Annotated in this window: 8 protein-coding genes; 3 read left to right on the top strand and 5 right to left on the bottom strand. The window is 62.9% G+C overall.

Going from position 1 to position 12,436, the window contains the following annotated elements:
* Nucleotides 1-52 precede the first annotated feature (52 nt).
* Nucleotides 53-3,523, bottom strand: coding sequence for an indolepyruvate ferredoxin oxidoreductase family protein (locus A9D14_RS00990; protein WP_066847833.1), 3,471 nt, complete (start codon nucleotides 3,521-3,523; stop codon nucleotides 53-55).
* On the opposite strand from A9D14_RS00990, the gene A9D14_RS00985 reads away from it, so the two are divergent.
* The 3 genes from A9D14_RS00985 to A9D14_RS00975 all read left to right on the top strand — a co-directional run bounded on the left by A9D14_RS00985 (nucleotide 3,479) and on the right by A9D14_RS00975 (nucleotide 8,694).
* Nucleotides 3,479-4,375 (top strand): AraC family transcriptional regulator, encoded by an 897-nt coding sequence (locus A9D14_RS00985; protein WP_157668089.1) that lies wholly within the window; start codon nucleotides 3,479-3,481, stop codon nucleotides 4,373-4,375. The two genes, A9D14_RS00990 and A9D14_RS00985, sit on opposite strands and share 45 nt — an antisense overlap.
* 160 nt (nucleotides 4,376-4,535) lie before the next feature.
* Nucleotides 4,536-7,331, top strand: coding sequence for a TonB-dependent receptor domain-containing protein (locus tag A9D14_RS00980; protein WP_083987486.1), 2,796 nt, complete (start codon nucleotides 4,536-4,538; stop codon nucleotides 7,329-7,331).
* 16 nt (nucleotides 7,332-7,347) lie between these two features.
* Complete coding sequence (locus tag A9D14_RS00975) at nucleotides 7,348-8,694, top strand: serine hydrolase domain-containing protein (RefSeq protein WP_083987484.1); 1,347 nt, start codon at nucleotides 7,348-7,350, stop codon at nucleotides 8,692-8,694.
* Between the two features lie 141 nt (nucleotides 8,695-8,835).
* Here the strand turns inward: A9D14_RS00975 and A9D14_RS00970 are convergent, their stop codons facing one another.
* The 4 genes from A9D14_RS00970 to A9D14_RS00955 form a co-directional block, all read right to left on the bottom strand.
* A complete protein-coding gene (locus A9D14_RS00970) occupies nucleotides 8,836-9,432 on the bottom strand; it encodes a TetR/AcrR family transcriptional regulator (protein WP_066842191.1) in 597 nt (198 codons plus the stop codon).
* 76 nt (nucleotides 9,433-9,508) lie between these two features.
* Complete coding sequence (locus A9D14_RS00965; protein WP_232468687.1) at nucleotides 9,509-10,477, bottom strand: NAD(P)H-dependent flavin oxidoreductase; 969 nt, start codon at nucleotides 10,475-10,477, stop codon at nucleotides 9,509-9,511.
* Nucleotides 10,470-11,498 carry a 4-hydroxy-2-oxovalerate aldolase gene (dmpG, locus tag A9D14_RS00960; RefSeq protein ID WP_066842189.1) on the bottom strand — a complete coding sequence of 343 codons (1,029 nt, stop codon included), beginning with the start codon at nucleotides 11,496-11,498 and terminating at the stop codon, nucleotides 10,470-10,472. Before dmpG ends, A9D14_RS00965 begins: the two co-directional genes overlap by 8 nt.
* On the bottom strand, nucleotides 11,495-12,436 hold the full coding sequence (locus A9D14_RS00955; protein WP_083987480.1) for an acetaldehyde dehydrogenase (acetylating): 942 nt from the start codon (nucleotides 12,434-12,436) through the stop codon (nucleotides 11,495-11,497). Before A9D14_RS00955 ends, dmpG begins: the two co-directional genes overlap by 4 nt.

Genomic DNA, 12,436 nt, shown 5'->3' with positions numbered 1-12,436 from the left:
GGCCCTGCACACTGGCGCGCAGGACCGCTCCGCCGGTTAGATGTTAACGGCTTCAGGCGAATTCGGGCACGGCAGTCGCATTGGCGGCGCCCCGCTGCGCAGCATCGCGAAAGGCCGACATCCGTGACGGCAACTCGGCATCGAAAGCGGTGACAGCGGCTTCCTTGACGTGCCCATAGCCGCGAATCTCCATCGGCATCGCCGCAATCTGGCGCGCAAGGTCCAGGTTCGCGGGGCACAACGCGCCGGCCAGTTCGGCGACGATAGCTTCGAACCGCTCGATCAGCGCCCGCTCCATCCGCCGCTCGTGCGTCTTGCCGAAAACGTCCAGTGGGCCGCCGCGCAAGTGCTTCATCCTTGCCAGAATGCGGAAGGCCGTGAAAACCCATGGTCCGAACTTGCGCTTGCGAGCCTGGCCCGTCACCGGGTCGCGCCGCGCCAGAAACGGCGGCGCAAGATAGAAGCTGGGTTTCCCGCCACCTTCGAACTGTTCGCGCAGGGCATCGGCAAAGCGTCCGTCGGTGTAGAGCCGCGCCACCTCGTATTCGTCCTTGTAGGCCATCAGCTTGTACAGCGACCGTGCCACGGCGTCCACGAAACCATCCCCGCCGCCAAGGGCGGACGCGCCATCGCGAGCGGTGGCGACGATGGACAGGAAGCGCTCTGAATAGGCACTGTCCTGATACCGTTCGAGATCGGCCGCCAGCCGCGAGATTACGTCGTCGAGCTGCTCCGCCGCGGGGTCGGCAAGACCGGCCGCCTGCATCACCGCATCCGGATTTTGGGCCAGCCCGCGCCCGATCTCGATCGCAGACCTGTTCATGGCGAGCGCAACGCCGTTCAATTCGATTGCCGCGTCCAGGGCATCGGCGTCGAGGTAAAGCCAGCCGCTCTGCCAGGCATAACCCACCATCATCAGGTTGGCGCCAATGGCATTGCCCAGCAGTCTCTCGGCAAGGCGGGTAAACGGAAATGCTGCGAAGTTCCCGACACCTGCCTTCTCCGACAGGTTCCGTTCGAACGGCGCTGCGTCGATGACCATGTCGCGGTTGCCGGTAAAATCGCCGGTAATCGCCATATCGGAATTGGCCACCACCCGCGTGCGGCCCGGATCTATGGCGGCGATCGCATCGCGCGAGTTTCCGCCCACTTCGTCGCAGGCGATCAAAAGGTCGGCGCCCGCTGCCCGGGTGCGCAGGGCATGGATATCGTCCGGTCCGACATGGATATGCGATGTGACCGCACCGCCCTTTTGCGCCAGCCCGACCTGGTCCAGGACCCCGGCCTTGCGCCCCTCGATATGTGCGGCCATCGCGATCAGCGCGCCGATCGTTACGACGCCCGTGCCGCCGATCCCGGTGACGAGGATATTGCGGTTTTCCTCCGGGGCGACTGTCCGTATTTCCGGCAGCGGAGCCATGCCTGCCAACGCCTGCGAATTGGCCGCCTTGCGCGGGCTTGCGCCTTCGATGGTGACGAAGCTGGGGCAAAAGCCGGTAAGGCAGGAATAGTCCTTGTTGCAGGTGGACTGGTTGATCTTGCGCTTGACCCCAAGCGGCGTGTGTTCGGGCTCTACCGAAAGGCAATTGGACTTCACCGAGCAGTCGCCACAACCTTCGCAGACCGCGGTGTTGATGAACACGCGGCGCGAGGGTTCGGCCATCTTGCCCCGCTTGCGCAGCCGTCGCTTCTCGGTCGCGCACATCTGGTCGTAGAGCAGGACCGTGACACCTTTCTCGGTCCGCAGGTCGCGTTGCACCGCATCGATATCGTCGCGATGTTCGACGCGTTCGATCATGGGCCCGCGCGGTCCGGCAGCTTTGAGCAGAGCGTGTCCGGCATAACGATCGGGATCGTCGGTAACCAGAACGATCTTGCGCACGCCTTCGGCGCGCAGTTGTTCAGCCATTTGCTCGACCGACAGTTCCCCGTCCACCGGTTGTCCGCCCGTCATCGCGACGGCGCTGTTGTACAGGATCTTGTAGGTCAGGTTCGCGCCCGATGCGACAGCCTGGCGGATCGCCAGTATTCCCGAATGGAAGTAGGTGCCGTCGCCAAGGTTGGCGAACACGTGATCCTCGTTGGTGAACCGCGACAGGCCGACCCAGTGAACGCCCTCGCCGCCCATCTGGCAGAATCCCGAATGGCGCGGCCGCAGGCTGGTCGACATGCCGTGGCAACCGATACCCGAATAGGCGCGACTGCCGTCGGGCAGGACGGTGGACCGGTTATGCGGGCAACCCGAGCAGAAGAACGGCTTGCGCAGCACGGCAGAGCCTTGCGCCGCATTCGCCGTTTCCAGCAGCGCGCGCAACTGTTCCGGAAGTTCGCGTTCTTCGGGTCCAAGCCGGGCGATCCGCCCGATCGCCACGGTGATCTTTTCCGGCGTCAGTTCGGCCACTGCCGGCAACAGGGGACTGCCTTCAAAGTCCTTCTTGCCCGCGACCGCCGGAAAGCCCGACTTGCCATAGAGTATCGACTTCACCTGCCCTTCGATGAAGCCGCCCTTGTCCTCCAGCACCAGCAGTCGCTCCAGGCCCTCGGCAAAGGCGCTCAGGCCGCGCTGCTCCAGCGGCCAGATCATCGCTGGCTTGTACAACGCGATTCCCCGCTCTTGAAGGGCGGCATCGTCGAGACCGAGCATGTCCAGCGCGGAACGCAGGTCGTTCCACGTCTTGCCGGCGGCAATAATGCCGATCCGGCTGGCGTCGGTCCGGTTGAATGCCTTGTCGAGGCCGTTGGCGAGAACATAGTCGGCGACCGCAGGCAACCGGACCTCGATCTGTTTGGCTTCCTGCTCCAGCGGCGTCTCGGGCCAGCGGAAGTGGACGCCGCGCGGAGCGCCGGCAATTGGCGGCAGGGATGGCGCAAAGGCCAGTTCGTCCGCTGCCACCGTGCGCGCGGAATCGGCCACGTCAGTGACGATCTTGACTGCCGCCCACGAGCCCGTGTGCCGCGACATGGCAAAACCGTGCAATCCGTACTCCACGACTTCGCGCGGGTCCGCCGGATAGAACAGCGGAACGTGCAGGCTTGCCACCGTCTCGTCGCTATAGCAGGCGATTGTCGAGGACTTGGCAACGTGGTCGTCCCCGACGGCAAGCACAACCCCGCCGAATTGCGACGCGCCCTGGATATTGCCATGCCGGATGGCATCGGCGGCACGGTCCAGCCCCGGCCCCTTGCCGTACCAGAGCGAGAAAACGCCAGCGACCTTTGCATCGGGCGTGGTGTCGATCTGCTGCGTTCCCGCAATCGCGGTGGCGGCCAGTTCCTCGTTGACGCCCGGCATAACCTCTATTCCACGCTCTGCCGTGTACTTGCGCGCTGAGGCGAACGCCTGGTCCAGCGTGCCGAGCGGCGACCCGCGATAGCCGGAGACGAACCCGCCCGTGACCAGTCCGGCAGCACGATCCCGGTCTGCCTGGAGGAGCATGAGGCGGACCAGCGCCTGCACCCCGCTGATCAGAATGGGACCTTGGCGACGCTCAAAACGGTCGGTCAGGGTTACGGCTGGCAACATCGTGTCCTCTCCATCGGCTTTGATCGCCAATTTGACCCTTCCGGGACTTGCTTGCTAGAGCGGCTTCGGCAACCACGATGCGGATTTCTGCATAAAATGACCAAAGTCCATATGCTCGGAACTGCCGATCTGGGTTTGCTCGACGCGATGATGGAGCAGCTTGGCGACGTATCCTTTTTCGTGAAGGATGCCGAGTTGCGCTATGTCGCCGCAAACCCTGCAACAGCCGAAATTTTCGGGCTGACCGAAGTGTCCGGCCTCATTGGCCGCAGGTCTGGCGACTTCCTTCCGGAACATGTCGCGCGGCACTACGAAGATCTCGACGCAGAGGTTCTGGCGACAGGGCGTCCTATCCGCGACCGCCTCGAACCGTTCGGGATGCGCGGCGCGGCATGGCTTCTTTATACCCGGTTGCCGGTCGTCGATCTTTCCGGGCTGACCGTCGGGGTGCTGACGGTCGGTCGGTCGCTACAAGCAAGAGGTGGCCAGTCCACGAAATACACCCGGCTTGCGCGGGCGCTGGAACGGTTGCGGGCAGACCCCGCGCAACCGCTGGACGTTGCGGCATTGGCCCGACTTGCCGGCATCTCGGTTTCACAGCTTGAGCGGGACTCTCGTTCGGTCCTGGGGATGACCTTGCAGTCCTTCCTTCACCGGCTTCGCATGGAAATGGCGACGCCGCTTTTGATCGAAACGGACAAATCCATCGCCGAAATCGCACAGGCATGCGGCTACGCCGACCAAAGCGCCTTCACGCGCCGGTTCCATCAGGTCGCCGGCATGACGCCCCACAGCTGGCGCACGGCGAACCGAAGCCAACCAGTCTCCCGAACCAGCTCACGGCCGCACTAGCGGGGGCAATTTCCGGTCCTGTTCGGAAAACGTCGGCCAACCGGCGATATAACTAAAAAATAGAACGTAGCGATCATTAATCTCTATTTTTTTTGCTCAAATCGTTTCGCCTAATGAGGCCCTGACGACAATTGTCGCATATAAACTAGGGAGGGTTCCGATGATTCCGACTAAGGCCGCAATGTATCTTTCCGCCAGCTTCGCCGTGCTGGCCGCGACCAGTCCCGCCGCTTTCGCCCAAGTCGCTGACGAAACGCAGACCGATACCTATGCCGCAGACGAAATCGCCGCCGCTCAGAACTCGGACGGTTCTTCAATGGAAGCGATCATCGTGTCCGGCTCGCGAGTGAAGCGCGACGGCTACTCGGCTCCGACCCCCGAAACCGTTGTCGGCGCCGCCGAACTCCAGGCAAAAGCTCCGGCCAACCTCGCCGACGTCGTCAACCAGCTTCCCGCACTGGCTGGCTCATCGACCCCGCGTCAGGCAACTGTCACCGTTTCGTCCGGTTCGGGCGGCTCCAACTTCCTCAACCTGCGCGGGCTCGGCGCCAGCCGGACGCTTGTCCTCCTTGATGGACGTCGCGTCGTCGGCGCCAACGTCAACGGCCTCGTCGACGTGAACACCCTGCCGTCGGCACTGGTGTCGCGCATCGACGTCGTGACCGGCGGTGCATCGGCGGCCTATGGTTCCGACGCCGTCACCGGCGTCGTCAACTTCGTGCTCGATACACGCTTCACCGGACTGAAGCTTGAAGGCCAGACCGGCATCACGACTTATGGCGACGACTTCAACTACAAGGTCGAAGGCGCATACGGCACCGGGTTCGCCGGTGGTCGAGGGCACTTCATCGCCAGCGCGACGTACTCCAAGGTCGAGGGCATCAGGGAAGTGGGTTCGCGCCCGTGGTACGATGGCCAGAAGATCATCCCGAACCCTGCATATACCTCCACCAATGGCGAACCGCAGCTGATCAACGCCAGCGACGTGAACCACTCGCGTGCGGCGTTCGGCGGCCTTATCACCTCGGGCACGCTGCGCGGAACGCAGTTCGGCCTGAATGGCGCGCAGAGCGACTTCACGTTTGGCACCCTGTCCGGCCCCTACATGATCGGTGGCACGACCAGCGATCTGGCCTCGTTCTATGCGCTCGACATTCCGCTGGAGCAGTTCACGACGTTCGGTCGCCTCAGCTTCGAAGTGAACGACGCCTTCCAGCCATTCGTCGAAGTCAACTACGGCAAGGCGATCGCGGATGCGCCGTCGGCGTATAACTTCCACTTTGGCAACATCACCATCCAGGCCGACAACGCGTTCCTGCCAGACGACCTTCGCGCACAGCTGCAGCCGGGCGAGACCAGCTTCAGCTTCGGCACGCTCAATCCCGACCTTGGCCGCCAATACGGCCGGGCGAAGCGCGAACTGCAGCGTTACGTGATCGGCGCGCAAGGCGATCTGGGCGGAAGCTGGAGCTACGAGGTCTATGGCCAGTATGGCCAGACCCACGTCAACACCCAGGTCCGCAACCTCGAGATCAAGGCCAACTACGCCCGCGCCGTCGATGCGGTATACGACGTGAACGACAATATCGTCTGCCGCTCCACGCTTACCGATCCGACCAACGGCTGCGTTCCCTACAACGTGTTCGGCTACGGCCTGAACGGACAGGATGCCATAGATTACGTCACCGGCGCTTCCATCCTCGACCAGAAGCTTGAACAGTACGTCGGCTCCGCATCGATCCAGGGGGAGCCCGCGCAGACGTGGGCGGGACCGATCTCGTTCGCGACAGGCCTCGAATACCGCAAGGAACAGGTGAACGGCACCGCCGACCCCATATCGCTGGTAAACGGCTATTTCTCGGCGAACTACAAGCCGTCGACCGGCAAGTACGACGTCTATGAAGGTTTTGCCGAAGTCGTGGTGCCGCTGCTGGCCGACAGCAAGCTCGGCGAGTCGCTCGACTTCAACGGCGCGGTACGCCGCACACACTACAGCACAAGCGGCAACGTCAACACCTGGAAGCTGGGCCTGACCTACCAGCCGATAAGCGACATCCGCTTCCGCGCCGTGCGGTCGCGCGACATCCGCGCGCCCAACCTGAACGACCTGTTCCAGGGCGGTGTGGTCGCTTCGGCGCAGACCGTGAACGACCCGGTCATCGACGCGCAGCAGAGCGGGTTCACCGCAATCACGAGCGGCAGTCCGAGCCTGAAGCCGGAAATCGCGCGCAGCTTCTCGGTCGGCGCGGTACTGACCCCAAGCTTCCTGCCCGGTTTCTCGCTGTCGGTCGACTATTACGACATCAAGATCAGCGGCGCGATCAACACGCTGACCGTGCAGCAGATCGTCGATGGCTGCTATGCGGGCAACGCTGTGCTGTGCGCCGATGTTCAGCGCACGGGGACGACCATCACCAACGTCTATCGCCGTCCGGTCAACATCAACACCGAAGGGCTCAAGGGTGTCGACATCGACGGCGCCTACGTCATCCCGGCCGATATCATGGGTGGAACGGTTACGCTGCGCGGTCGCGCGACCTATACCGACACCCGCTATATCGACGATGGCAGCACGCGTGACGAAGCGGCGGGCGAAAACAGCGGCGCTGTTCCCAAGTGGCGCGCGAATGGCTCGGTCGGCTTCAACAACGACGATTTGGGCGTGATCTTCACCGGTCGCTACGTTTCGCCCGGCAAGTACGACAACGCCTACACACCGGCCGTGCTTGAAGACAACTCGATCCCGGGTGCGATGTATTTCGACCTGTCCACGACCTTCAAGTTCGAGCAGGGTTCGATGAACGGCAGCTTCTTCGTGAACGTCGACAACGTGTTCAACAAGGACCCTGTCATCGTCTCGGCCATTTCGCAGCCGTTCCTCTACGCTCCGATCAATGCGCAATTGTACGATACCATCGGCCGCAGCTTCCGGGTCGGCTTCCGCCTGAAGATGTGATCGGAGGGAATTTCACATGACATCTTTCGCAAGGTACATCGGTCATTTCGGGGCGATGTGCCTTGCGATCGGCGTTTCGGGGTGCGCAATCTCGCCGTCTGACGGTCAGCGTGCGAACGTCGGGGCACCGGCAATTTCCCGGGGACTGCCGCCCGCGACCGCATCCGATCTTGCCATCATGCCCAAGGCGGAAGACCAGTTGCGCTGGACCGCCGGGCAAAAGCTGGTCGGTCATCGCAACATGCACCTGCTCTTCCCCAGCGGCATCGTCGAGGCAGGGCAGAATCCCTACCCGCTGACGACGGGAGAGGCGCTGACGCCGGAATACAGCTTCGACGGCGGCGTCCACTCGCTCGACGATTATTTCGAGCGGACCGGCGCGGTCGCACTGCTGGTGCTCAAGGACGACCGAATCGTGCTCGAACGCTATACGAGGGGCGATACCGCGCAGACGGTGTCGGCCTCGCGTTCGATGGCCAAGTCCGTCACTTCCACGCTGCTGGGCGCGGCCATTGCACGCGGCGACATTGCCAGCATCGACGATACCGTCGCAACCTACGTTCCGGAGCTGGCCGACACCCGCTACGGCCCCGTAACGCTGCGCCAGCTGGTCACGATGTCGTCCGGCGTCCACTATTACGAAAATCCCGCCGATCCGAATTCGGACCTGACCGACCTGCAAGGCTGTTTCGGTTCTCACAAGGGCTGCCTGCTGGAATTCCTGCACAAGATCGGCACCCGGCCGCAGAATCCCGAAGTCGGGCCTGGCACCAGCTTCCATTACTCGACCGCCGATGCCGTCCTCAACGGCATCGTCGTCGAACATGCCACCGGCATGTCCCTGCCCCGATTCCTCTCAGAAGCGATCTGGCAGCGGTTCGGGATGGAGGACGCGGCCTACTGGAACATGGAAACCACCGACGGCTCGGGTTTCGGCGGTTCCGGATTCGGCGCCACATTGCGCGACTATGGCCGCCTCGGCCTTTTCCTGCTCCATCAGGGCAGGCTTCGAGACGGGACATCGGCCCTTCCCCACGGCTGGCTGGCGCAGGCCACAACCCCGACCGGACCGTCGATCGCGGCCGGACGCCCTTACGGCTTTGCCTGGTGGTTGCCAAAGGGCAGCGTCGCGAACTCACCGCAAATCGGCATCGGTGTCGACGAAAAATCGGGCAGCGCGCCGATGACAGGACAGGCGACCGCTTATTACGGCATGGGTAGCGCCGGCCAGGTGCTGCTGATCAACCCGGCAGAGCGGGTGGTCATCGTGAAATGGGCCGCATGGCCGGACGAGGACCGCGAAAGGAATGGCCGTGAAGATGCGGCTCTGTTCGCGGCCATCGTAAACAGCCTGCATCGCTGAGCCTGGCACCGCGCCAGGCCTTGCGATGCTCTGCGCGGAGGTGGTCGCACGCCGGACCGACAGGCGAGTTGCCTTTTTGCGATGCCGCGATGGAACGCAGCCTGGTGCCGCATCCGACACTATGCGCGACTTACTGCCCGATCAGGCTGAAGCGGCAGCCTGATCGGGTTCGATCAGCAGCGTTTCGCACCGCTCCAGAAGGTCGGTCGCATCGGCTTCGATGAGGGTGGCCCCGACCCGCATGTAGCAATAGGCAAGGACAGCGCGCTCTTCGGCCATGTCGCGCGAGAACCCGCAGGCTTCCAACAATCCGGCGATGTAGCGCAGGCGCAGGCTGTCGACTTCCTCAAGCGCGTCCTGAGCGCGCCGGTCACGCCTTCCCCACATACGGATTGCCAGTTCGACATCGGCAGCGCTGCGCGACCGGCTGGCCGTGAACGGAACCCGCAGCAATCGGCGCAAGCGGATCTTCGGCGTCTGGTCCGAACTATCCAGCCGCTCGATCAGCGAAAGGGTCGAGCGTCGCCGCCAGTGATCGAGCATGGCCTTGTGCAAGGCATCGCGATCCTTGAAATGCCAATAGAAACTACCCTTGGTCACTCCAAGCGACTTGGCCAGGATTTCGACGCGAACACCGTCGATGCCATTCACGGCCAGAGCCTTGAGAGCAGCCTCCGTCCAATCGTCGATACCGAGATGCTGTGCATCGGCGGATCTGCTGCGTGAGGAGTTGTTCATGGACATGCATTTTTTGATCGCGGCCGGATTGTCAACGCCGAACAGCGGCGTCCTTCCTTATCGAGGCGCTAGACCATCACCGCCGACACGTGGACCAACGTTCGATGGATTGTGCCCGCGATGTCCCACCTGCATACTCGTCCGCCAGTTCATCGACCACTTCGGCTACTGTCTGGATGCGGCAGGTCCTTCCCACCGAGTGCCCCGCGCCCCAGATGCTCTTCCAGGCCTTGGTGTCTCCCATATTAGAGAAATCGACCTTCTTCTTCTCCTCGAGCATCTCGGCTGTGAAGCCCGATGCTTCCAGGCTCTCGCGCATCCAGTTCGATGCTATACCCGTGACGGCCCGGGTGGTGACGATGTCCTCCATGCCCGACCTCACCAGCATTTCGCGGTTCGCTTCTGCCACCTGCGCTTCGCGGGTCGCGATGAATCGCGTCCCCATGTAGGCGAAATCGGCCCCCAAAGTCAGCGCCGCCCGTATCGCGTTGCCGCTACCGATCGCACCGGCAAGAACGAGCGGGCCGTCCCAGAAGCTGCGCACTTCCTCGACAAAGGCGAAATGGCTGTAGTGACCCGTGTGGCCACCTGCCCCGCTGGCCACAAGGATCAGGCCATCCGCTCCCGCATCGGCCGCCTTGCGGGCCTGCGCGGGCGAGATGACATCGGCGAACACCGACCCGCCATAGGCATGGATGCGGTCCATCGGACGGCGCGGATTGCCCAGCGCCGTCACCACGATCTGCGGCTTGTACTCACAGACAAGGTCCAGTTCCGCATCGAAACGATCGTACGTGGGGTGCACGATCATGTTGATCGCCCACATTCCCTCGCGCCCGGCTTCGGTCAGTTCTCTGGTGATGCGGGCAAGCCACTCGGACAGATCGTGGATCGTGCGCGCATTGGGCGCGGGAAACATTCCCATGATCCCTGCCCTGGCAGCGGCGATCACGATGTCGGGTCCGGAAATCAGGAACATCGGCGCCACGATTGCCGGAAGACGCAACCGTGCCTGCAACTGGTCGACGATGGACCGGTCAGTCACCTGACTTTGCCAGATCCAGGGCGACATCGACGATCATGTCCTCCTGCCCGCCAACCATTCGCCTGCGGCCGAGTTCGACGAGGATTCGCCGCGTATCGACCCCATAATCCTCGCTCGCCTTTTCCGCATGGCGCAGGAAGCTGGAATAGACGCCCGCATAACCAAGGCTCAACGTCTCGCGATCGACGCGCACCGGCCTGTCCTGCAGTGGCCTGACGAGTTCTTCGGCAACATCCATCAGGGCGTAGAGATCGCACCCGTGCTTCCACCCCTTGCGATCGGCCGCGGCTATGAACACCTCCAGCGGAGCGTTTCCGGCCCCGGCGCCCATGCCAGCCAGGCTGGCGTCGATCCGGACGGCTCCGGCCTGTGCGCCGACCATTGAATTGGCAACGCCAAGCGAGAGGTTGTGGTGAGCGTGGATTCCGCGCTGCGTCTCGGGTTTCAGAACACGATCGTAGGCCGCAAGCCGCGCGCGGTAATCGTCCATGTCCATCGCGCCGCCGCTGTCGGTTACATAGACGCAATGCGCGCCGTAATCTTCCATCAGCTTCGCCTGTCCGGCCAGGGCATCCGGCTCGCTCATGTGGCTCATCATCAGGAAGCCCGATACGTCCATGTCAAGGTTGCGGGCCGCCTCGATATGCTGCTTCGAGATGTCGGCCTCTGTGCAATGCGTCGCTACCCGTACCGACCGTACGCCAAGCGAGTAGGCGTGCTTCAATTCCTCGATGGTGCCGATACCCGGGATCAGCAAGGTAGTGAGCACCGAGTGCCGGAGCACGTCGGCCACCGCCTCGATCCATTCCCAATCGGTGTGGGCACCGAAACCATAGTTGAAGGACGAACCGTTGAGACCGTCGCCGTGGGCGACTTCGATGGCATCGACCTTGGCAGCGTCGAGTGCCGCAGCAATGGCGCGCACGTGGTCGATACCGTATTTGTGACGGATCGCGTGCATGCCATCGCGAAGCGTCACGTCCTGGATGTAGAGCTTGTCTACTGCCGGATCGAAACTCATCGCACTGTCTCCTGCAGGAATTTGCGCCGGGCGATCTTTTCCGCCGTGGCCAGTCCGGCCGACGTCATGATGTCCAGGTTGCCGGCATAGGCAGGCAGGTAGTGCGCCGCGCCTTCCACCTCCAGGAACACCGTGCTCTTGATCCCCTCGAACTCTCCGACACCCGTTATTCGCACCGGATTGTTGGATCCGAACCGTTCGAACTGGACGTCCTGCTTCATGCGATAGCCGGGGACATAGGCCGCAACACGCTCCACCATCGCCTTCACCGCTGCCTCGATTTCGGCTTCGTCAGCACCGCTCGACAGGGTGAACACCGTATCGCGCATCAGCATCGGCGGTTCGGCGGGGTTGAGGATGATGATCGCCTTGCCCTTGTCCGCGCCGCCGACCTGCTCGATGCCTTTCGACGTCGTCTCGGTGAATTCGTCGATATTGGCCCGCGTCCCTGGCCCGGCGGACCTTGACGAAATCGACGCGACGATTTCGGCATAATGCACCCTGGCGACCGAACTGACGGCGGCAACGATCGGGATGGTCGCCTGGCCGCCGCATGTGACCATGTTCACGTTGGAACTGTCGAGGTGCGCGTCGCCATTGACGACCGGGATCACATAAGGACCGATTGCTGCCGGGGTCAGGTCGATCATGACCTTGCCTGCCCCGGTCACGACACTGGAATGCCGCTGGTGGACCGATGCCGACGTTGCATCGAACACCACCCCGATTTCGGGCCAGACATCCAGCCGGGCGAGCCCGTCGATGCCTTCGTGCGTGGTTGCGACGCCCAATCGACTGGCCCGCTTCAGGCCGTCCGATTCGGGGTCGATACCGACCATCGCACCCATTTCCAGGACATCGGAATTGCGCATGATCTTGATCATGAGGTCCGTGCCGATGTTGCCCGAACCGATTATCGCCGCCTTGATCTTGGACAC

This window comes from Croceicoccus marinus, from assembly GCF_001661675.2.
GTDB classification, from domain to species: domain Bacteria; phylum Pseudomonadota; class Alphaproteobacteria; order Sphingomonadales; family Sphingomonadaceae; genus Croceicoccus; species Croceicoccus marinus.
This window is presented reverse-complemented; position numbering and strand designations above follow the sequence as displayed.